We start from the raw sequence: 21448 nt of genomic DNA on the forward strand, positions 1-21448 counted from the left end.
TATAATAACATAATAAAAAGAAATTAATATTAAGTACTTTGTATCTCTTTTGTATTAAATTTACCTTGTAAGAAATCAGAAATTTGAATAAGACAAAAAGTAACCAGAAATATCATCAAACCAGGAAAGAAACTAACCCACCACGCAATATCAATAACACTTTTTCCATCACTTAAAAGAGAGCCCCAAGACATTTGAGGTGGATTTATTCCTAAACCTAAAAAAGAAAGTCCAGATTCAGCTAAGATTGAACCACCTACTCCAAAAGTAAAAGATATTAAAAAAATTGGAGCTAATAAAGGTGCAAAATATTTAAAAATTATTTTCATAGTTGAAACATTTGATAGTTTTAATATTTTTATATATGGTTTATTTCCTATTGCAAAACTTTCACTTCTAATTAGTCTTGCCATTCCCATCCAACCAGTAATTGAGATTACAATAATTAAAATTACAGATGAAGCTTGAATATATGAAACCAAGGCTAAAAGTAAAAAGAAAGTAGGAAAAGTTAAAAATAAATCAATCATAATTGTAATTGTTTTATCAATATTACCTTTAAAATATCCAGCATTTATTCCAATAAATAAACCAATCAAAGAAGAGATACTAGCAGCTAAAAACCCAATAATAAGTGAAGTTTGTCCACCTTCTAAAATTCTTGCTAAATTATCTCGACCAAGTCTATCTGTTCCAAATAAATGTTCAAAAGATGGACTTGTTAATATTTTTAAAGGATTTAATTCATAAGGAGATACAGTGTAAAAAAATGGCAATACAAAAACCAATACAATTAATGAAACTAATAAATATACTGCAAATTTATACATTTTTTCTACCTATGAATAAAAATAATATGAAAGTGAACTTTTTCCAAATTTTTTAGTTTTCTTCAAAGAAAATTTACCAAGAGTATTTGGAATTTCTAAAGTTGAAACATGCTCTATAATAATCATGAAAATATTTTCATTTTCAATTTCTTCAATCATTTTAAATGATTTTGTATATATCTCATCCATTCCTTCTCTATAATCAAAAGGTGGATCAACATATAATATAATTTCATCATTAGAATTTTTTAAAGACTCTAAAATTGCTGGAGTTTGAACAAATGTATCACCTAGCATAGTTTCACATTTATTCATTTCAATTGCTTTACAATTTTTAACTAAAATATTGTAAGAATTTCTATCTAATTCTACAAAATATGCTCTTTTAGCATCTCTTGAAACTGCTTCAAGACCAATTGAACCAGAACCTGCGAAAGATTCTACAAACACTTTATCAATTATATCAAATTGTAAAACATTAAAAAGTGATTCTTTAAGTCTTGATTTTGATGATCTTGTAACTTCTAATGAAGGTAAAGCAATTGTTTTACCTTTATATTTTCCTGCAATAATTTTTGTTGTTGGTGTATTTATTTTCATTTATCTTTTATATTCTTTCTTTTTTAAAGCTTATCTTGCGTAAGATTGAGCTCTTAATTCTCTAATTACATTTACTTTTATTTCACCTGGATATTGAACTTTTTCTTCAATTTCTTTGGCAATTTCAGTAGCTAAAATAACAGCTTCATCATCATTTACTAAATCAGCTTTTACTATAACTCTAACTTCTCGACCTGCATTAATTGCATAAGCATTTAATACTCCTGTTTTTGAAGTTGAAATATTTTCAACCTCTTCTACTCTTTTTAAGAAACTTTCTAGAACTTCTCTTCTTGCACCTGGTCTTGCAGCACTTAATGCATCAGCAGCACAAACAGCAGCACTTTCTACATTTATAGGCTCTTCATGTCCATGATGTGCATAAATACCATTTATTACAGTATCAGGCTCATCATATCTTCTACAAATCTCAGCTCCTAAATCTACATGTGAACCTGGCATATCATGCGTTAATGCTTTACCAATATCATGTAATAATCCAGCACGTCTTGCTAAAATTGCATCTCCACCCATTTGTGCAGCTAATAATCCAGCTAAATGAGATACTTCTAAAGTATGAGCAAGCGCATTTTGTCCATAAGAGGCTCTATATCTTAGACGACCAACTAATTTAACAAGTTCAGGATGCATTGTTTTTATACCAAGCTCATGAATTACATCTTCACCCTCTTTTAATATATTTTTATCAAACTCAATTTTAACTTTATTATAAATCTCTTCAATTCTAGCAGGTTGAATTCTTCCATCTTCTAATAAATCTTTTATAGTTTTTGTAGCAATTGCCCTTCTATAAAGGTTAAATGAAGAAATAGTAATAGTATTAGGAGTATCATCAATAATAATATCAACACCTAATAACATTTCAAGAGCTTTAATATTTCGCCCTTCTTTACCAATAATCTTACCCTTTGTTTCATCATCACTAATTGGTAAATTATTAATTAATCTTTCAGCTGCAAACTCGCCTGCATATCTAGTAACTGCATGAGAAAGCATATTATTTATTTCATTTTTTGTGTTTGCCTCTGCAAGTTTATATTTTTTTCTAAAAATTGAAGCAATTTGTGCTCTAGAGTCTTCTTTTACTTTTTCAAGCATTAACTCTTTTGCTTCATCAACTGTTAAACCACATGCATTTTCTAAAATTTTAATTGCTTCTAAAGTTTTAGTTTCATAAGTTCTTTTTTGAGCTTCTAAACCCTCTTTTATTGTTGTTATTTTTTTATTTTTTTCAACAATTTCTTCTTTTTCAGATTTAATTATTTTTAATTCTGATTCAAGATGTTCGTTTAGTTCTCGCTCTTTCTTTTCAATTTTTGCAAGCATTGTGTCATAATCTCTTCTTGCATTTTTGAACTCTTTATCACACTCAATTTTTGCTTTTAATTGAGAATCTTTTAAAGAAACTTCAGCTTCATGCTCAATTACTTTTGCTTTTGCCTTAGCTTGTTCAATAAATACTTGAAATTTAGCTTTATCTATTTTCCTAACAACAATAATACTTAGCAATGCACTAATAATTGCAACTGCTATACATCCAATAATATATTCCATATTCAAAACCTTAATTAGTTATTATATAATCTGCTTGAATATCGTAGCTTTCAGATAAAATTTTATCACTTTTACAAAGTATTAATTGCGTAAAAACAAGTGTTGGTTTATAAGATAATCTATCAAAAAATCTGTCATACATTCCTTTACCAAAGCCAATTCTTTTACCAATAGCATCTACTCCCACAATAGGTACTATGGCTAAATCAATCTTATCTGCTTTAAAAAAAGAGTTATTTGGTTCTTTTATTCCAAACTTCTTTTTTTGTAAAGGTAATCTATATTTAACTATCTTAAAACTGTCACCTTCCATATATGGAACATAAACATTTTTATTTTTTATTTTTCTTAATTTGTTAATTAATGCTTGAACATCAACCTCAATACCTAATGGTATATACAATAAAATATTTTGTGCTTTGTTTTTATTTATAAAATTTTCTAATTTCTTTAAGATTATTTTGTCTTTATAATACTTTGAAGTGACACTTGTAAACTTTAATCTTTTTATACACGATTTTCTAAAATCACTTTTGTGATTTAATTCCATTTTTAAGCCTCACTTGGGTAAAATTCCTACCCAACAAATAATTTTACCTAAAGGAATTAAAATGCAGTTTAAAACATTAGCATTTTTGTCAATATTATCAATTTTTATTTTTACTGGATGTAATTCAAAAACTGATAGCGACGAAGTTAATAAGACGACAATAGAAAAAGAAGAAGTAAAAAGAACCAACTTTGTATTAAAAACAACAGATAATTTAGATTTAAATGTTGAAATAGATAAAGATAAGATTATTTTCAAAGATTATCCTGAAAAAATCATTCTTCTAAACTTTTTTGCGACATGGTGTCCACCTTGTAAAGCTGAAATTCCAAATTTAATTGATTTACAAAATAAATATGCAAATGATTTTAAAGTTGTATCAATTTTACTAGAACAAGGTAAAACAAATGAAGATATAAAAGAATTTATTAGTAAATACAATATTAATTACCAAGTTACAAATAGTGAAGAAAATTTTGCTTTATCAACAGCTTTGGGTGAAATCAAATCAATTCCAACTATGTATATGATAGATAAGAAATCAACTATCTTCCAAAAATATGTAGGAATAGTACCTGTAGAAATGATGGAAATTGATATCAAAAAAGTTCTTGAGAAATAAAGGTATTTAATGTTTAGTTTTTTTAAAAAGAAAAAAGAAGAACCAAAAGTTGAACTTGAAATAAAAGAAGAATTCCCTAAAGAAGAAAGCTTAGAAAAAGTTTCTGAAATAAAAGAGGAAATTCAAGAGGTTCAAGAAATTGAAAAAGTTGAAGAAATTGAAAAAGCCTTAGATTCAAAAGAAGAAACTAACGAAAATAAAGGCTTCTTTTCAAGAGCCTTAGAAAAAACTTTTGCAAGTATCAAAACCGTAGTTCCAACTAAAAAAGAAAAAATCGATTTTGATGATATTGAAGAAATGCTAATTGAAGCAGATATGGAATATGAAATCATCGAAAAAGCAATGGATGGATTACCTGATGAAATTACAAGAAAACAATTAAGACACAGACTTGTAATGCTATTTGAACATGCACCTGATGTTGATTTAAATAACTTACCAAAACCTTTTGTAAGACTTATCATTGGTGTAAATGGAGCTGGTAAAACTACAACTATAGCAAAACTAGCAAATAAAGCTAAAAAAGAAGGTCAGAGTGTAATTTTAGGAGCTGGTGATACATTCAGAGCTGCAGCGATTGAGCAACTTTCAACTTGGGCTTCTAAACTTGATGTGCCAATTATCAAAACAAAACAAGGTCATGACTCTTCTGCAGTTGCATATGATACAATTTCATCAGCAATTGCAAAAGATATTGATAATGTTATAATTGATACAGCAGGAAGATTACAAACACAAAAAAACCTTAATAATGAACTTATTAAAATTGTAAAAGTTTGTTCAAAGGCACAAGAAAATGCACCACATCAAAAACTAATGATTTTAGATGGAACTCAAGGAAACACTGCAATTGCTCAAGCACGAGCCTTTAATGAAATGGTTGGTATTGATGGAATTATAGTTACGAAACTTGATGGAACTGCTAAAGGTGGAGCATTGTTTTCTATTTCAAATCAATTGGAATTACCAATATTTTTCGTAGGAGTTGGTGAAAAACAAGATGATTTAATAAAGTTTAGTCCAGATGAATTTGTTGATTCTTTACTTGACGAGATTTATACAGAAGAAAAAAACTAATAAAACAAGAGATTAAAACCTTTTGTTTTTATTAATATTATAAATTTAAAAAGCTATCTACTTTTCTAAAATATCTTTCAATTCCATCAAAAGAATGATTTCCGCCCTCTTCTATTTCTAAATTAGTTTCAAACAACTTTTCTTCAGCTTGCGTATAATCTAGAACTTCATCTTCCATTTGTAGAAGTGTTAAAAAGTTTTTAGGCTTTTTTATTTCTTTTACTTCAAAATTTAATAGAGATTGAGAATGAGAATAATTAAACTCAAATTTTGAATTATCATAATAATTCGTAGCCAATTCATTTTCATCTTGTCTATAGCTTTCTAAAGTAATCCAAGGATAAACACTAGGATTTATTAATACTGCTTTTAAATTATATTTATTTGCTAAATATAAAGCATAAAAACCGCCTAAAGAAGAGCCTATTAAAGATACCTTTTCATCTCTGTGCAAAAAAGCTTCAATAATCTGTTCTAAAGTTGAAATGGCTAAATTTGGGATAGTTGATAAAGATGGTGTGATAATTTCATCTTCAAAATATTCTAAAAACTTTTGAGCTTTAGCTCCAAAACCTGCACTTCCAAAACCGTGTATATAAATAATCATTTAATATTTTCCTAATTCTTTTATTATATAATTTAGAATATTACTACAAAAAGGATAAATATGAAATTATTTCTTTTACTCTTTTCTTTCTTATTTACAATAAATTTATCAGCTGAAGTTTTCTCAATAAATTTAGAAAATGATGTAGTTGATGGAAAAGATAAGCACTATACAAATGGTACTTCTTTTATGTATTTAAGTAACAAAGATACAAATGATTTAGATAAATATGATAATAAACTTTTTGAATACCTCACTTTAATACCAACTTTAACAAATAATACAAAGCATCAATCTCTTGGTCTTACTTACTCACAACTAGCCTTTACACCAGATGACTTAGAAAGAAGAGATAAAATAGTTAAAGATGTTCCTTATGCAGGTGTTATTACTTTAGATTTTTCTCTTTTTAAATGGAATGAAAAACTATTTCATAATTATATGTTAACACTAGGAATGGTAGGTCCTAGTACAAAAACCGCTCAGTTTCAAAAGGCCTATCATAACATTACAGGAAATACAAAACCAAAAGGCTGGGACAATCAGTTAAAAGATAATTTTTTATATAACTTTGCATACTCATTTGGGTATAAAAATTTTGAAAATAAGTTTGATTATGGAAAAATGGATTTAACAAGTAATGCAAGAATAGATATAGGTAACTATAATCGTGCTGTAATGATTAGTTCAATGATAAGATATGGAGATAATTATCCAAATAACTTTAATACTTTAGGTAGATTAATAGGTTCAAATAGTGATAAACTTTTAAATATAGATGAGAAAAGAAATGATAATTTTGCTTGGTCTATATCTTATGGATTAGGATATACCTACACTGATTATTTCTATATAAATGACTATGATAAATCTTATGAATTAGAAAAAATAAAAGATACTTTTACTCAATTGATTTCTGTAGACACATTTTTTGATGCATTTATCTTATCTTTTAATTTTAAAACTTCAAAATTTATTTTTACAAATGAAAATAGTACAAGAGAAAACTGGGGAGGAGTAAGTTTAAGTTATATTTTCTAATTTTATTTTACCTTATAGAAAAGATGCTAAACTTCTAACAAATAAAAATATTTTACATTATTTAAAAGGATAATTATGAACCATAGAGGCAAATCATTTTTTGAAGATACATTAATTATACTAGTAGTTATTGGGATTTTATATGGTTTATATTCTTTCTTTTTTTCATCAGAAACAAATACAACAAAGCCTAAAAATGAAATAGTAGTAATAGAAAAAAGTACAGTAAAAGAAAATAATGTAGATAATACTACAGAAAAGATTATTGAAAAAGAAATAAAAAAAGACGAAAATACTAAAGAAAGCATAAAAGAGAATATTCAAGAAACTAAAAAAGATAAAAGTGAAGAAACAAAAAACATTCTAAAAACTTTTAATGAACCTATAATAAAAAAAGAAGCAACAAACATTACTAGTTCAGATACAGTAGAATCTTTTTATAAAGCTATTGAACAAAAGATTTATGCAAATATTTCAAATAATATTAAAAAAGAGACGATAAATAGATTTAATCCTCTAGAGATTAGAGTAACTATTTTAAAAAATGGGAAATATGAGCAGCTTACTTTTATAAAAGGTGATAGGAATCATTTTAATTCAATAAAATCATCAGTATTAGAGATATTTCCATTAGACATAAATCCGTCTATAAAAGATAAATTTCCAAGATATTTTAGAATGAAAGTACAACACTAGAGATAAAACTATATACTCTTATCTCCTCTTAAAGCAGAACGTGAAGCTTTATCAACAATATTAAAAATATTATCAATATCATTTTTTAAACTATTTTTTTTGTGACCTTCTACTTTTATAAACTCACAATTATATTTTTGGGTAAGTTCAAAAAACTTTTTATAAAGCTGGCTATTATTTAAAATTTTTCCTGAACTAGAATGATAATTTAAACTTTTCAGCTTCTCTTTCCTTTTAGGAAGTCCTATAATATTTTGGCAATCAGTATAGATTTTAATAAAACTTTCTTTTTTATCAATATCTTCTAAAGCCCAAAGAAAAGTTTGAATTTCTAATTTTGTTGATGATGTATTTTCAAATCTTTGAAGAATTACTTTTGATTTTAAATACTCTAAATCATAGTTTTCATCATCTATTAAAACATAGGCACCAAATCCTATCTTTTCTTGTGGATTACAGCTTCCATCTACAAATAACTTAATATTTTTCATTTACAATTATGACTTTTCCACATTTGTTCATGTCCCATATCTATTGCCCATTGTGGAGCTTGACAATCATCTTTGATTTTAATATCTAACATAATCTCTTTTGATACTTTATATTTATAATTATTTAAGTAAAAATAAATTGATGAAAATAAGATTGTAAAACAAAATAAAAGAATTATTTTGCTTTTATAATCTTTTTTCTTTTTTCTATCATCAATTTCACAAACATCTCCTGCACATTTGTTTACATTTATATTTATTTTTTTATAAAGCAAGCACCCAAGACATATTCCAAAAGCAGACTCTAAAAAAAGTAGTACTAAACAAAGAACACATATAAGTAATCTTATAGGAGACATAAAATCAAAAACAATAAAAAAAGCCATTATAAAACCAAGAAGTACTCCAAGAATCCATGCAAATTTTTTAGGTTTAGCTTCAACCCAGTTTTCTTTTTGATTTGAAACAATTAAAGAAGCTAATATCATATAAGGAGCGTATTTTGGATTTATAAATACTCTAATAACAAACTCAATAATAAATGTAATTGAGAAAAGTTCCGCCCAAAATAAACTATTTATTAAAAAAACTGAAAAAAGACTAAGAATTCCTAATAAGAACATAATTCCAGCACTCGCTCGTGCATCATTTTCATTTATAACTTTAAAGTCATATTCATCTACAGTTTCACCAAAACTAATGTATTTACCCATTAAATAATTCCTTTATTTTTTGTATTTTAGCATAATTAAAAATAAAGAAATTTATTTCAATTTGTAATATTTTAAATGTAGTAATTATTTTTATACTATAATTCAAATATAAAAGAATAAAAGGTTAATTAATGGCTAAGAAAAAAACATCACTATTTGAATGTCAATCATGTGGAGAACAGTCTACAAAATGGCTTGGAAAATGTCCAAGTTGTGGTTCTTGGGATTCATTTATTGAGTTAAACCATGACCAACAAGAAGTACTTAAACAAACTTCAAAAGTAATAAACACACAAACAAAAGCAACACCTATAACACAAATCAAACAAGATGATGTAATAAGATTTTCATCAAATAATGATGAATTTGACTTAGTATTAGGTGGAGGAATAGTTCCTGGAAGTCTAACTTTAATTGGAGGAAGCCCAGGAGTTGGAAAGTCAACTCTACTTTTAAAAGTTGCAGGCTCAATTGCAAGTAGTGGTAAAAAAGTATTATATGTTTCAGGGGAAGAAAGTGCTGGACAGATTAAACTTCGTGCAAATAGACTTGATGCAAACCATGATAATGTATATTTATTAAGTGAAATAAAATTAGAAGAAATTCAAGATGAACTATTAAGAGTTGATTATGAAGTTGTGATTATTGATTCTATTCAAACAATTTACTCTTCAAATCTTACAAGTGCACCAGGAAGTGTTTCTCAAGTTAGAGAGATTACTTTTGAGCTTATGAGAAAAGCAAAAGAATCAAATATTGCAATGTTTATAATAGGACATATCACAAAAGATGGAAGTATAGCAGGTCCAAGAGTTTTAGAGCATATGGTTGATACTGTTTTATATTTTGAAGGTGAATCAAGTAAAGAATTAAGAATGCTTCGAGGTTTCAAAAATAGATTTGGTTCAACATCAGAAATTGGAATTTTTGAAATGACAGCTGAGGGTTTAATATCTGCTAAAGATATTGCTTCAAAATTCTTTGATAAATCAAAAGCACAAAGTGGTTCAGCATTAACTATTTCAATGGAAGGAAGTCGTGCTTTAATACTTGAAGTTCAAGCACTTGTAACAGAAAGTACTTATCCAAATCCCAAAAGAAGCGCAACTGGTTTTGATGCAAATAGATTAAATATGCTTTTAGCACTACTTGAAAAGAAAATTGATTTACCACTTAATAACTATGATGTATTTATAAATATTTCAGGTGGAATAAAAATTAAAGAAAGTTCTGCAGATTTAGCAGTGGTTGCTGCTATTATTTCATCATTTAGAGATAGACCTATTTCTAAAGAGTCTGTATTTATTGGAGAAGTTTCATTAACAGGTGAAATTAAAGATGTTTATTCAATTGATATGAGATTAAAAGAAGCACAAGCACAAGGTATTAAAAAAGCTGTAATTGCTCAAAAAACTAAATTAAAACTAAGTCTAAAAGAGTTCCCTGTAGATGAAGTATCTAAAATGATAGAACTGTTTTAAAATAGTTCTATCATTTAAATTCTTTATATTTTACTTAGACACTCTTTTTTTAGCACCATCCATCAATCTTTGTGTTGAAACAATTGCACGTGTGTGTGTTCCTGTTCCAATTTTTCCAGCAGAATCAACAACTTCAATTGTAAACTTATAAAGCTTTCCCTCCATACCATCAAACTTTGCAGTTGAAACAGCAGTATCACCTTCAAGTGTTGGTGCTAAATGAGTAATATTTACACCAACACCAACTGACAATTCTCCTTCTTGTAGAAAAGGAATTAAAATCTTTGCAGCTGAACATTCCATAAGTGCTACCATTCTTGCAGTTGCAAATACATCTGGAAAACCATCATGTTCTGATATTTTTAAATTACTTGCTAAATCTGATTGTTTTACTTTAAATTCTATTTTATCTTCTGTTCCAATTTCTAAACCCATATTAAGTCCCTTAAAATTAATTTTGATTTATTCTAACATAGAATTAACCTTGTAATATATAAAACTTTGATATAATCGCGAAATTAAAGGGAAAAAATGATTGATATTGAAAATAACACTTCATTTATAGCTCCTATATCAAAAATTGAAGATATTACTAAAACACTTACAAATAAAGATATTGAGCTTATAATTGTACATAATGATGAGATTCAAGAGCTAAATAATGAACATAGAAATATAGATAAAGCAACAGATGTTTTATCATTTCCTCTAGAGTTTGATATGCCAAATATGCCTTTGGGTTCAATTGTTATATCACTTGATTATGTTGAAGAAAAAGCAAAAGAGTACAAGCACTCAAAAGAAGAAGAGTTTATACTTTTATTTATTCATGGTCTTTTACATCTTCTAGGGTTTGATCATGAAGTTGATAATGGTGAGCATAGATTAAAAGAAGAAGAGTTAATCAATCAATTTAATTTACCAAATAGTTTAATAGTAAGGAATTCATAAAATGGACATTTTAATATTTATAGTTTCAATGGCAGCACTTATTTATGGTGCTGATTACATCATTGAACAAAGTGAAAAAATAGCACTTCATTATAATATCTCAAGTTTTGTTATAGGTGCAACACTGGTAGCTCTTGGGACTTCATTACCTGAAATGGCAGTTTCAATGTCGGCTACAGTAAAAGGAAGTGGAGATATTGCAGTTGCAAATGTAATTGGAAGTACAATTTTTAATATTTCACTAGTTTTAGGAGTTGTATTTTTAATTGCAAAAAAAGTTAGTCCTAAAAGAGATTTATTTGCAAAAGATTCAGCATGGTCTCTTTTCCCAATTTTAGCATTTATTTTAATGGGTATAGATGGAAAAATAAACTTTGTTGATGGTATTTTATTTTTAGCTTTAATGGCTGGATATTTAATGTTCTTAATTTCAAGCAATTCAATGGAAGAAATTGATGAAGAATTAGCAAAAGAAAAATTTGCTTGGGGAAAAACTGCAGGATTATTAGTAATTGGATTTATATTTGTAGTAGTTGGTGCTGATTTTGCAATTGATTCAGCTTCTAATATTGCAAGAGATTTTGGTATTTCTGAGTGGGTTATTGGATTATTCTTAATTGCTTTTGGAACATCTTTACCTGAACTTACAATTTCTATTAAATCAGCAATGAATAATAACACTGATTTAGCAATTGGTAATATTATTGGATCAAACGTTGCAAACTTTACAATGGTTTTAGGAGTATCATCTTTAATAAATCCACTTAACGTAGATCTAAGTGCTAATTTCTTTGATATTGCAGCTGCATTTATAGCATCACTTATGTTAGTATTTATAACTGCTAATAAACTTTATAATAAATCTGCAGGAATTGCATTAATGGTGATTTTAGCTCTTGTAGTACAAAATAGTCTAGCTTAAAACTAGACTATTTTGTTGTATAATTAGTGTTTACAGTTAGGACAAAGTCCACTTAAAACTAAATTTGTAGAGTCAATCTCGAACTTGCTAATTGTAGCTACTTCATCTAGTACACTTTGTACATTTAATGTAATATCTTCAATATTTCCGCATAATGAACATACTAAATGAGCATGTTCATTTTTAACTAATTCAAAAACTGACTTAGTATTTGGAAGTTTTACTTCTGAAAGAAAAACCTTTTCAATCATTGCATTAACATTCTTGTATATAGTAGCAAGAGAAATTGAAGGGAACTTTGCAAGTAATTTTTGGTAAAGTTCATCAATATTCATATGTCCATTCATATAAAGCTCTTCTACAATAGCAACTCTTTGAGGTGTAACTTTTAGATTATATTCTTTTAATAAAACTGTATAGTTTGTCATATCTTATCCTTTCGTGAAATTTTATAATATTTATATTCATTCACATATTTTTTTAAATTTGAAGAATTATAACATATATTTTATTAAAGGAAAATAATTTTCCTTTAAGTTTAATTATATTATACTTTCTTCAACGGAAAAAAATTTTCCATAAATAAAATTTATCAAGGAATTTAAAATGAAACAATATCAAACATATAAATGTAACACATGTGGATGTGAAGTAGAAGTGCAAGAAGCAAATGAACAAGCAAAATTATCTTGCTGTGGAACTGAAATGGAAATGATTACAGAAAACTTAACTGCAGTTAATTTAATGAAAGCCTTTGCAGGTGAATCTCAAGCTAGAAATAAATATGAGTTCTTTGGCGAAATTGCATTTGAAGAAGGTTTACATAGAATTGCTAGATTCTTTAAAGAAGCAGCTGAGAATGAAAAGTACCATGCTATTGCAGAATTAAAAGCTTATAATAAACTAGTTAATAATGTTGAATTAGATTCAACTGCAAATAATATTCAATATGCAGCAGACGGTGAAAAATACGAGCATGAAGAAATGTATCCAAACTTTGAAGCAATTGCAAAAGAAGAAGGTTTAAAAGAAATTGCTAGAATGTTTAAAGGTATTGGAAAAGTTGAAGTTGAGCATGAAAGAGAATACTTAGAATTAAAAGAAGAATTAATAAAAGAAGGCTTCTTAGAATCTGATGATAAAGATGAAGAATGGGTTTGTGAAGTATGTGGTCACGTTCACAGAGGGAAAAAACCACCTAAAGCTTGTCCTTTATGTGCAGTTGAAAAAGAATATTTCAAAAAGAGAAATAAAGACGTAACAGTAGGATAATTTAAGAGTAATTTTATACGAATAGGACTAAAATTACTTTATCAAAAACATAAGAGGAAGTAATAATGAAACAGTACGAAACATATAGATGTAACAAATGTGGTAATGAAGTAGAAGTTCAAAACGTTGGTGGAGGGAAACTTACATGCTGTGGCGATGAAATGGAAATGATTACAGAAAATTTAACTGCGGTTAATTTAATGAAAGCATTTGCTGGTGAATCAATGGCTAGAAACAAGTATGAATATTTTGCAAAAATTGCACAAAAAGAAGGTTACAGAGATATTGCTGAACATTTCCAAAGAGCTGCTAATAATGAAAAAATGCATGCAAAACTTGAGCTTAAAATGTACAATGAAATGACAATAGGCAAAGAGTTTGGAGATACTGTTGAAAACCTTAAATATGCAATTGAGGGTGAATCTTATGAAAATGTAACAATGTACCCTGATTTTGCAGCTATTGCAAAAGAAGAAGGACATAAAGAAGTTGCAAGAATTCTTGCAGGAATTGGTAAAATTGAAATTGAGCATGAAAATATGTATAGAATGCTACTTAAAAGACTTGAAACTGGTGCAGAGCATGAAAGTGAAGAGGAAGAAGAGTGGATTTGTGAAGTATGTGGACATGTTCATAGAGGTAAAAAAGCACTAAAAATGTGTCCTGTATGTAAGCATCCTCAAGAGTATCAATCAAGATTAAATTCTAAAAAGTAATTAAAAAAAGGATATCTTTGGTAATATAAGAAAAAATTACCGGAGATATCCTTGATTAAAATACTTCTACTATCAATTTTTGCACTATGTATTTATGCAAAAGATTTTACGATAGCTTCATATAATGCTGAAAACTTATTTGACTTAAAAAAACAAAATAGTGAATACAAAGAGTTTATTCCAAATACTTCTTCAAATTGGAATCAAAGAAACTTCAATATAAAAATCAATAATGCTGTAAAAGTAATAAAAGAAATAGATGCGGATATAATTGGACTTCAAGAAGTTGAGAATAGAAGTATTATTCAACTTTTATTAAAAAAACTACCACAATACAAATACTCATCATTTGCAAAATACCCAAGATCTTCAGTTGGTATTGGATTTTTATCCAAAATACAAATTAAAGATAACAGACGTATAGATGTAAAGTTTACAAATAAAATATTTAGACCTATTTTAGAGACAACTTTTGTTTTAGATAATAATGAATTTAAAGTTTTTAACAATCATTGGCCTTCAAAAAGAGTTGCTGAAAGCTATAGAGTTAAATTTGCAAAAAAATTAAAAGATAGATTATATAAACTTCCAAGAGATTATGACTATATTCTTCTAGGAGATTTTAATTCAAACTATGATGAAATGAGATCTTTTAAACATAATAGTAAACTAAATAATACACAAGGTATTACAGGAATTAATCAGGTTTTAAATACAACTATCAAAAATAGATATGTAACGTATGATGATGTTTTAAAAATAAAAAGAGATGTACATTTTAATCTTTGGTTAGATTTACCATCAAATCAAAGGTTTTCAAATAAATATAGAACAAGAAGTAATACTCCAGATAACATTATTGTATCACCTGCTCTACTTGATACAAAAAATATTTCATATATTCATAATTCATTTAAAGTTTTTAAACCAGATTATCTATATAGAAATCACAAAGTTTTAAGATGGCAAATGAAAGGTTCAAAATATAATAAAGTTCATGTAGGAGCTGGATATTCAGATCATCTACCAATTTATGCAAAATTTTCTACATCTGAAGAGAAAACTAATCCAATAAAAGAGATTAAAAAAAGTAGAAAAAAAGAATTAAATGATATTTCAGATTTATATGAAAGAATGGAATTATCAGAACCAGCAATAATTAAAAGAGCAATTGTAATTTACAAAACAAAAAATGGCGCAATAATCAAACAAAGAAATAAACGAGCAATTTATATTTATAATCATGCAAGAGATTTAAAACTTGGCCATTCTTATACTTTACAAATAAACGAGATTATTGATTATAATGGATTAAAAGAAGTAGAGTCTTTTTCAATTTTAGATGAAAAAGGAAAATATTCTAGATATAAAGATTTACTTTTAGATGCTAGTAAAAAAGATATTTTAAAAACTAAATATCAAAATGAAGTGGCTTTTAACTTAAGTGGAAAAGTAAAAAATAGAAAACTATATATTAAAAATTCAAAAGGAAAAACTATAAAATTATATGCAAAAAACAAAAAAGATTTACCTAAGAATGGTTCATTTATAAGTTTTAAAAATGCACATATAGGAACATACAGAGGTAATCCTCAAATTTTAATACACAGTAAATCTGATTATAAAGTTAGCAATTAATGCTTTTAAAATCAATTTTTACAAATAGTACAGGAATATTAACTTCTAGAATTTTAGGATTTATAAGAGATTTATTAACAGCTTCAATATTAGGAGCAAATATTTATTCAGATATTTTCTTTGTAGCTTTTAAGTTACCAAATCTTTTTAGAAGAATATTCGCAGAAGGTGCTTTTACGCAAGCTTTTATACCAGCTTATGCAAAATCAAATCACAAAATTAGATTTTCTTCTGTTGTATTTTTACAGCTATTTGGATTTTTAATTATACTTTCATTGTTAGTTACAATGTTCTCTTCACTTGTAGCAAAAGCCATTGCGATTGGTTTTGATGAAGAAACTATACAATTAGCAGCTCCACTATTTGCAATAAACTTTTACTATTTACCTATGATTTTCGTTGTAACTTTTATGGCTGCACTTTTACAATATAAACATCATTTTGCAACAACTGCATACTCAACTGCCCTACTTAATCTTACAATGATTTCAGGTCTTTTAATCTCACAAAATATGGAAAAATATGAGATTACATTTTATTTATCTTATGGAGTATTAGCAGGTGGAATTTTACAAATATTAGTTCATTTATATGCAATAAAAAGACTTAATTTATGTAAAATATTTCACTTTAAAAAACATAAGAAAAAAGAAGAAAACAAGTTTTATAAAAACTTTATGTCTGCAACAGTTGGCTCTTCTACAACTCATATATCAGCTTTTTTAGATACTTGGTTAGCATCATTTTTAATGACAGGTTCTATTTCATACCTTTATTATGGAAATAGAGTTTTTCAACTGCCTCTTGCACTTTTTGCAATTGCTACTTCAATTGCACTATTTCCAATGATTGCACGAAGTATAAAAAATAAAGATGAAGATAAAGCTTTGAGTTTAATGAAAAAATCTTCACTTATTTTATTTGCTCTTTTATCTATTTCTACATTTATTGGAATATTTTTTAATGAATTCATTATCTCCCTTCTTTTTGAAAGAGGAGCTTTTACTGCAAATGACACAACAAATACTGCACTTATTTTAGCTATGTATTTAATAGGACTTATTCCTTTTGGAATAGGAAAGATTTTCTCGCTTTGGTTATATGCAAAAGAACAACAATTTTTAGCTGCTAAGATATCTGTTTATTCTCTTGGATGGAATATTGTATTTTCACTAATTTTAATACAACCTTACGGTGCAGCAGGACTTGCTTTTGCAAGTACACTTAGTGGATTTATATTATTTTTTCTTACAATTAAAGCTTTTGGATTCCAAAAGTTTATACTTATGTTTAAAAGATAAATAACTCTAATCTTAGTAATTAATTACAATTTAGCTATAATCGCTTCTTTAATAAATATTACTAGGATTTAGATGAAAGAATTTTTCAAACAATATACCCCCTTTTATAAAAACTATAAATTACAATTTTTCTACGCTTTTATAGGAATTATTTTAGTTGCAGGTGCTACATCTGGAACTGCTTATGCCATACAACCTTTACTTGATGATATTTTTATAAATAAAGATGAAGATATGTTATATATGATGCCTATTTTTGTAATTTTATTATATACAGCAAAAGGTTTTGGAAGATATATACAAGCTTATTATATTTCTTTTATAGGTCAAGATATTACTAGAATTGTAAGAGATAGACTATTTGCTCATGTTTTAACTTTAGATATGAACTTCTTCCAAAAAAAACATGGAGGAGAACTTGTAAGTAGAATCATAAATGATATAAATAGAATTCAAAGTGCGGTATCAAACTACATAGCTGAATTCATAAGAGAAGTTTTAACTATCTTTGGACTTGTTGGTCTTGTAATTTATCATTCACCAGAACTTGCATTTTATGGATTAATTGTTCTTCCACTAGCAATTTACCCTTTATCAAAATTAGCAAAAAGAATGAAAAAACTTTCATTTAAATCACAAGAAACAAATGCAGATATTACAACATCATTAAGTGAATCATTTAACAATATTGAAATCATAAAAGCAAATTCAACTGAAAAAATTGAAAGTAATAAATTTTCAATTCATAATAAAAACTTCTTCAAATATAATATGAAAGCAGTTAAAACAAATGAGTTAACTTCTCCTTTAATGGAAATGATTGGCTCACTTGCTTTTGCAGCAGTTATTTTAGTAGGTGGTTCAAAAGTTATAAGTGGTGAGCTTACAACTGGTGTTTTTAGTTCTTTTATAGCAGCACTTTTTATGCTTTATTCTCCAATTAAAAGATTATCATCACTTTACAATAAAATGCAAGATGCCTTAGCAGCAAATCATAGAATAAATGAAATGCTAAATCAAAGTCCAACAATTCTTTCAGGAAATACACAATTTCCAGAAGAAATAAAATCAATTTCTTTTAAAGATGTATTTTTAAAATATGATGATTTTACAGCTCTTTCAAATATAAACCTTGAAGCAAAAAAAGGTGAAACAATTGCACTTGTTGGAGATAGTGGTGGTGGAAAATCTTCTCTTATAAATCTAATAATTAGATTTTACGATACCTCAAAAGGTGAAGTAAAACTTAATGATGAATTATTAAATGACCTTGATATAAAATCTTTAAGAGAAAATATTTCAATCGTAACACAAAGAGTTTATATCTTCAATGACACAATTTCTGCAAATATAGCTTATGGTTATGATATTGATGAGAAAAGAGTTATTGAAGTATTAAAACAAGCTCATGCTTATGATTTTATACAAAAAATGCCACAAGGTATAAATACAACACTAGATGAATTTGGTACAAATTTATCTGGAGGTCAAAGACAAAGAATTGCAATTGCAAGAGCTTTATATAAAAACCCTCAAATTCTTATACTTGATGAAGCAACATCAGCACTTGATAATGAAAGTGAATCAATAATTTCTCAAGTAATTGATGAAGTAAGTGTTGATAAAATTACTTTTATCATTGCACATAGATTAAGTACAATTAAAAATGCTACAAAAATTGCTGTATTTAAAGATGGTGAAATTGTTTGTATGGATACTGAAGATAATTTATTAAAAACTTGCGAAGAATATAAAAGATTATATAATTTAGCAAATATGTAAGCCTTTAAATAAGCCTATTTTGGGCTTATTTTTCATCTAATCAAACTTAAAACTTTCATTAAAACTTATATTTAACGATTTTTAGATAAAATATCTAAAATTTAAAAAAGGTACATACTTGTTTAGCTATAACACAATTAAAAAAGTTTTATTTAAATTCGAACCAGAAACAGCTCATAACATCGCTGAATGTGGATTAAGAATAGTTGGTAAATGTAAACTTATCAAAAATCCTATGAAGAAAAAGAACTTTATAAATAATTCAAAACTTTCACAAGAGATTTTTGGAGTTACATTTACAAACCCAGTTGGCTTAGCAGCAGGTTTTGATAAAAATGCAACTATGGTAAAAGCTATGCCTTCTTTAGGATTTGGATTTACTGAAATTGGTACGATGACTCCAAAGCCACAAGATGGAAACCCAAAGCCAAGAATGTTTAGATATCCAGAAGCAAAAAGTGTTCAAAATGCGATGGGATTTAACAATGAAGGTGCACATAAGGTACTTAAGAATTTAAAAGAAGTTTATCCAGCATCTATTCCAGTTGGTGTAAATATTGGGAAAAATAAATTAACGCCTGAAGAGTTTGCATTAAGCGATTATAAAATGCTTATTAAAAAATTCGAGGAAACAAGTGATTATTTAGTAATTAATATTTCTAGCCCAAATACTCCAAATTTAAGAGATTTACAAAATGAAAAGTTTATTACTGAATTATTTGAAATGGCAAAAGAGTATACAAAAAAACCAATTTTACTAAAAATTGCTCCAGATATGGAAGCTGCTCAAGCAATAGAACTTTGTAAAAGTGCTATAAATGCTGGTGCTGCTGGAATAATCGCTACAAACACTACGATTGACTATGATTTAGTTCCAGGCTGTAAAGACTTTGGAGGATTAAGTGGAGCTTGTTTAACGGATAAATCTTATGCAATATTTAAAGAAATTGCTAAAGAGTTATATGGAAAAACAGTATTAATCTCAGTTGGTGGAATAGCAACAGGAGAACAAGCATACGCAAGAATTAAAGCAGGAGCTTCTCTTGTTCAATCATACTCAGGTTTAATTTTTGAAGGGCCTTCAATGGTACGAAAAATAAATGAAGAATTATTAGAACTAATAGCTAAAGATGGATATGCAAATATTCAAGAAGCTATTGGGACTGATTTAAAATAGGAAATATCAAAATGAATTTAATTAAATCAACAAAAACTAAAAAAACACTTTTATTTTTTCTTGTTTCATTATTCATTATAACAGGAGAATTAATGGCTAATAGCTTACCAAAATATTATACTAAGACATTAGAAAATGGCTTACAAATAGTTGCCATTCCAATGAAAAATGGCTCAAATGTAGTATCAACTGATATATATTATAAAGTTGGTAGTAGAGATGAAAAAATGGGAAAAAGTGGAATTGCACATATGCTTGAACACTTAAACTTTAAATCAACTAAGAATCTTAAATCAGGGGAATTTGATGAAATTGTAAAAGGATTTGGAGGAGTTAATAATGCTTCAACAGGTTTTGATTTTACTCATTATTACATCAAATCTGCATCTAAAAATATGGATAAATCATTAGATTTATTCGCAGATTTAATGGAAAACCTTACATTAAAAGATGAAGAGTTTCAGCCAGAGCGTGATGTAGTAGCAGAAGAGAGACGTTGGAGAACAGATAATAACCCTATGGGATATTTACAATTTAGATTATTTAACAATGCTTACATTTACCATCCATACCATTGGACACCAATTGGTTTTATGAGTGATATTAGAAATTGGAGTATTGATGATATTAGAGATTTTCATAGTACTTATTATCAACCAAAAAATGCAATTATTGTAGTTGCAGGTGATATAGATAAAGAAGAAGTATTTGCATCATCAAAGAAATATTTTAAAGATATTAAAAATAAAAAAGAAATACCATCAAAACTTCATACAGTTGAACCAAAACAAGATGGGGCTAAAAGAGTTTCTATTTTAAAAGACTCAGCAGTTGAAATGTTAGCTATTACTTATCATATTCCTAATTTTGAGCACAAAGATCAAGCTGCCCTTTCTGCACTTAGTGAATTTTTCTCTTCAGGGAAAAGCTCAATCTTACAAAAAAGATTAATAGATGAAAAAAGATTAGTAAACTCTGTTTATGCATATAACTTAGAGCTTAAAGATCCTGGTTTATTTATGTTTATGGCAGTAGCAAATGAAGGTGTTAAAGCTAAAGATATTGAAAAAGAAATCTTAAGCATAATTGATGAAGTTAAAAAAGGTGAAATATCTAAAAAAGATATTGAGAAAATAAAAATCAATACAAAAGCTGATTTTATATTCTCACTTGAAAGTTCATCATCAGTTTCATCACTTTATGGTTCATATTTTGTAAGAGGTAATATTAAACCTCTTTTAAATTATGAAGAAAAAATTGCAAAATTAACTAAAAAAGATTTAATTAAAATTGCAAATAAATACTTTACAAAAGATAATTCAACTACTGTTATTTTAAAGCCTAAAAAGAAAAAATAATAGAAAAAACAGAAATATAAAATTAGAACTAGAAGATTTAGTAGTAAA

The 21448-nt window shown here is 27.1% G+C and carries 23 protein-coding genes; 14 read left to right on the plus strand and 9 right to left on the minus strand.

Annotation, left to right across the window (positions count from 1 at the left end; translation table 11 throughout):
- Window positions 1-29: 29 nt before the first annotated feature.
- The 4 genes from LPB137_RS09370 to LPB137_RS09385 are packed head-to-tail and all read right to left on the minus strand — an operon-like array spanning window position 30 to window position 3555.
- A complete protein-coding gene (locus LPB137_RS09370) occupies window positions 30-830 on the minus strand; it encodes an ABC transporter permease (protein WP_076087369.1) in 801 nt (266 codons plus the stop codon).
- 9 nt (window positions 831-839) lie between these two features.
- The gene (gene rsmD / locus LPB137_RS09375) at window positions 840-1430 is read right to left on the minus strand and encodes a 16S rRNA (guanine(966)-N(2))-methyltransferase RsmD (protein WP_076087371.1); all 591 of its coding nucleotides are present in this window, start codon (window positions 1428-1430) and stop codon (window positions 840-842) included.
- A 30-nt stretch (window positions 1431-1460) separates the two neighbouring features.
- Complete coding sequence (rny, locus tag LPB137_RS09380; protein WP_076087373.1) at window positions 1461-3005, minus strand: ribonuclease Y; 1545 nt, start codon at window positions 3003-3005, stop codon at window positions 1461-1463.
- 10 nt (window positions 3006-3015) lie between these two features.
- Complete coding sequence (locus LPB137_RS09385; RefSeq protein WP_076087375.1) at window positions 3016-3555, minus strand: 5-formyltetrahydrofolate cyclo-ligase; 540 nt, start codon at window positions 3553-3555, stop codon at window positions 3016-3018.
- Between the two features lie 61 nt (window positions 3556-3616).
- Between LPB137_RS09385 and LPB137_RS09390 the strand changes: the two genes are divergently transcribed.
- On the plus strand, window positions 3617-4177 hold the full coding sequence (locus LPB137_RS09390; protein ID WP_076087377.1) for a TlpA family protein disulfide reductase: 561 nt from the start codon (window positions 3617-3619) through the stop codon (window positions 4175-4177).
- Between the two features lie 9 nt (window positions 4178-4186).
- Window positions 4187-5254 (plus strand): signal recognition particle-docking protein FtsY, encoded by a 1068-nt coding sequence (ftsY, locus tag LPB137_RS09395; protein ID WP_083657223.1) that lies wholly within the window; start codon window positions 4187-4189, stop codon window positions 5252-5254.
- Between the two features lie 37 nt (window positions 5255-5291).
- Here the strand turns inward: ftsY and LPB137_RS09400 are convergent, their stop codons facing one another.
- A complete protein-coding gene (locus LPB137_RS09400) occupies window positions 5292-5861 on the minus strand; it encodes a YqiA/YcfP family alpha/beta fold hydrolase (RefSeq protein WP_076087379.1) in 570 nt (189 codons plus the stop codon).
- Between the two features lie 60 nt (window positions 5862-5921).
- Here LPB137_RS09400 and LPB137_RS09405 point away from each other — a divergent pair, with 60 nt between their 5' ends.
- Together LPB137_RS09405 and LPB137_RS09410 are read left to right on the plus strand one after the other, a co-directional pair.
- Entirely contained in the window at window positions 5922-6902 is a 981-nt protein-coding gene (locus LPB137_RS09405) for a lipid A deacylase LpxR family protein (RefSeq protein WP_076087381.1), read from the plus strand.
- A 75-nt stretch (window positions 6903-6977) separates the two neighbouring features.
- Window positions 6978-7598, plus strand: a complete 621-nt coding sequence (locus tag LPB137_RS09410) for a hypothetical protein (RefSeq protein WP_076087383.1) — start codon at window positions 6978-6980, stop codon at window positions 7596-7598.
- Between the two features lie 8 nt (window positions 7599-7606).
- Here LPB137_RS09410 and LPB137_RS09415 read toward each other — a convergent pair whose 3' ends face one another.
- Both LPB137_RS09415 and LPB137_RS09420 read right to left on the minus strand, forming a co-directional pair.
- Window positions 7607-8089 (minus strand): ribonuclease HI, encoded by a 483-nt coding sequence (locus LPB137_RS09415; RefSeq protein WP_076087385.1) that lies wholly within the window; start codon window positions 8087-8089, stop codon window positions 7607-7609.
- Window positions 8086-8802: a DUF4395 domain-containing protein gene (locus tag LPB137_RS09420; protein WP_076087390.1), complete on the minus strand. Its 717-nt coding sequence runs from the start codon at window positions 8800-8802 to the stop codon at window positions 8086-8088. Before LPB137_RS09420 ends, LPB137_RS09415 begins: the two co-directional genes overlap by 4 nt.
- Before the next feature lie 131 nt (window positions 8803-8933).
- Between LPB137_RS09420 and radA the strand changes: the two genes are divergently transcribed.
- Entirely contained in the window at window positions 8934-10283 is a 1350-nt protein-coding gene (gene radA, locus LPB137_RS09425) for a DNA repair protein RadA (RefSeq protein ID WP_076087392.1), read from the plus strand.
- Window positions 10284-10313: 30 nt separating this feature from the next.
- Here radA and LPB137_RS09430 read toward each other — a convergent pair whose 3' ends face one another.
- Window positions 10314-10718: a thioesterase family protein gene (locus LPB137_RS09430; protein WP_076087394.1), complete on the minus strand. Its 405-nt coding sequence runs from the start codon at window positions 10716-10718 to the stop codon at window positions 10314-10316.
- A gap of 96 nt (window positions 10719-10814) precedes the next feature.
- On the opposite strand from LPB137_RS09430, the gene ybeY reads away from it, so the two are divergent.
- Complete coding sequence (ybeY, locus tag LPB137_RS09435; protein WP_076087396.1) at window positions 10815-11234, plus strand: rRNA maturation RNase YbeY; 420 nt, start codon at window positions 10815-10817, stop codon at window positions 11232-11234.
- A 1-nt stretch (window position 11235) separates the two neighbouring features.
- A complete protein-coding gene (locus LPB137_RS09440) occupies window positions 11236-12156 on the plus strand; it encodes a calcium/sodium antiporter (protein ID WP_076087398.1) in 921 nt (306 codons plus the stop codon).
- A gap of 23 nt (window positions 12157-12179) precedes the next feature.
- Here LPB137_RS09440 and LPB137_RS09445 read toward each other — a convergent pair whose 3' ends face one another.
- Complete coding sequence (locus LPB137_RS09445) at window positions 12180-12584, minus strand: Fur family transcriptional regulator (RefSeq protein ID WP_076087400.1); 405 nt, start codon at window positions 12582-12584, stop codon at window positions 12180-12182.
- 178 nt (window positions 12585-12762) lie between these two features.
- Here LPB137_RS09445 and LPB137_RS09450 point away from each other — a divergent pair, with 178 nt between their 5' ends.
- The 7 genes from LPB137_RS09450 to LPB137_RS09480 all read left to right on the plus strand — a co-directional run bounded on the left by LPB137_RS09450 (window position 12763) and on the right by LPB137_RS09480 (window position 21400).
- A complete protein-coding gene (locus LPB137_RS09450; RefSeq protein ID WP_076087403.1) occupies window positions 12763-13428 on the plus strand; it encodes a ferritin family protein in 666 nt (221 codons plus the stop codon).
- Window positions 13429-13493: 65 nt separating this feature from the next.
- A complete protein-coding gene (locus tag LPB137_RS09455; protein WP_076087405.1) occupies window positions 13494-14144 on the plus strand; it encodes a ferritin family protein in 651 nt (216 codons plus the stop codon).
- A 51-nt stretch (window positions 14145-14195) separates the two neighbouring features.
- Complete coding sequence (locus LPB137_RS09460) at window positions 14196-15782, plus strand: endonuclease/exonuclease/phosphatase family protein (protein WP_076087407.1); 1587 nt, start codon at window positions 14196-14198, stop codon at window positions 15780-15782.
- A complete protein-coding gene (murJ, locus tag LPB137_RS09465; RefSeq protein WP_076087409.1) occupies window positions 15782-17083 on the plus strand; it encodes a murein biosynthesis integral membrane protein MurJ in 1302 nt (433 codons plus the stop codon). Before LPB137_RS09460 ends, murJ begins: the two co-directional genes overlap by 1 nt.
- A 72-nt stretch (window positions 17084-17155) precedes the next feature.
- Window positions 17156-18865 (plus strand): ABC transporter ATP-binding protein, encoded by a 1710-nt coding sequence (locus LPB137_RS09470; protein ID WP_076087411.1) that lies wholly within the window; start codon window positions 17156-17158, stop codon window positions 18863-18865.
- Between the two features lie 118 nt (window positions 18866-18983).
- Window positions 18984-20042, plus strand: coding sequence for a quinone-dependent dihydroorotate dehydrogenase (locus LPB137_RS09475; RefSeq protein WP_076087413.1), 1059 nt, complete (start codon window positions 18984-18986; stop codon window positions 20040-20042).
- Window positions 20043-20062: 20 nt separating this feature from the next.
- Window positions 20063-21400, plus strand: coding sequence for a M16 family metallopeptidase (locus tag LPB137_RS09480; protein ID WP_407641342.1), 1338 nt, complete (start codon window positions 20063-20065; stop codon window positions 21398-21400).
- The last annotated feature ends 48 nt before the right edge of the window (window positions 21401-21448 follow it).

This window comes from Poseidonibacter parvus, from assembly GCF_001956695.1.
Classification (GTDB): domain Bacteria; phylum Campylobacterota; class Campylobacteria; order Campylobacterales; family Arcobacteraceae; genus Poseidonibacter; species Poseidonibacter parvus.

Excerpts from the sequence above, each read along its gene's own strand:
- LPB137_RS09370 (WP_076087369.1), bottom strand. The coding sequence starts at position 830 with ATGTATAAATTTGCAGTATATTTATTAGTTTCATTAATTGTATTGGTT.
- rsmD (WP_076087371.1), bottom strand. The coding sequence starts at position 1,430 with ATGAAAATAAATACACCAACAACAAAAATTATTGCAGGAAAATATAAA.
- rny (WP_076087373.1), bottom strand. The coding sequence starts at position 3,005 with ATGGAATATATTATTGGATGTATAGCAGTTGCAATTATTAGTGCATTG.
- LPB137_RS09385 (WP_076087375.1), bottom strand. The coding sequence starts at position 3,555 with ATGGAATTAAATCACAAAAGTGATTTTAGAAAATCGTGTATAAAAAGA.
- LPB137_RS09390 (WP_076087377.1), top strand. The coding sequence starts at position 3,617 with ATGCAGTTTAAAACATTAGCATTTTTGTCAATATTATCAATTTTTATT.
- ftsY (WP_083657223.1), top strand. The coding sequence starts at position 4,187 with ATGTTTAGTTTTTTTAAAAAGAAAAAAGAAGAACCAAAAGTTGAACTT.
- LPB137_RS09400 (WP_076087379.1), bottom strand. The coding sequence starts at position 5,861 with ATGATTATTTATATACACGGTTTTGGAAGTGCAGGTTTTGGAGCTAAA.
- LPB137_RS09405 (WP_076087381.1), top strand. The coding sequence starts at position 5,922 with ATGAAATTATTTCTTTTACTCTTTTCTTTCTTATTTACAATAAATTTA.
- LPB137_RS09410 (WP_076087383.1), top strand. The coding sequence starts at position 6,978 with ATGAACCATAGAGGCAAATCATTTTTTGAAGATACATTAATTATACTA.
- LPB137_RS09415 (WP_076087385.1), bottom strand. The coding sequence starts at position 8,089 with ATGAAAAATATTAAGTTATTTGTAGATGGAAGCTGTAATCCACAAGAA.
- LPB137_RS09420 (WP_076087390.1), bottom strand. The coding sequence starts at position 8,802 with ATGGGTAAATACATTAGTTTTGGTGAAACTGTAGATGAATATGACTTT.
- radA (WP_076087392.1), top strand. The coding sequence starts at position 8,934 with ATGGCTAAGAAAAAAACATCACTATTTGAATGTCAATCATGTGGAGAA.
- LPB137_RS09430 (WP_076087394.1), bottom strand. The coding sequence starts at position 10,718 with ATGGGTTTAGAAATTGGAACAGAAGATAAAATAGAATTTAAAGTAAAA.
- ybeY (WP_076087396.1), top strand. The coding sequence starts at position 10,815 with ATGATTGATATTGAAAATAACACTTCATTTATAGCTCCTATATCAAAA.
- LPB137_RS09440 (WP_076087398.1), top strand. The coding sequence starts at position 11,236 with ATGGACATTTTAATATTTATAGTTTCAATGGCAGCACTTATTTATGGT.
- LPB137_RS09445 (WP_076087400.1), bottom strand. The coding sequence starts at position 12,584 with ATGACAAACTATACAGTTTTATTAAAAGAATATAATCTAAAAGTTACA.
- LPB137_RS09450 (WP_076087403.1), top strand. The coding sequence starts at position 12,763 with ATGAAACAATATCAAACATATAAATGTAACACATGTGGATGTGAAGTA.
- LPB137_RS09455 (WP_076087405.1), top strand. The coding sequence starts at position 13,494 with ATGAAACAGTACGAAACATATAGATGTAACAAATGTGGTAATGAAGTA.
- murJ (WP_076087409.1), top strand. The coding sequence starts at position 15,782 with ATGCTTTTAAAATCAATTTTTACAAATAGTACAGGAATATTAACTTCT.
- LPB137_RS09470 (WP_076087411.1), top strand. The coding sequence starts at position 17,156 with ATGAAAGAATTTTTCAAACAATATACCCCCTTTTATAAAAACTATAAA.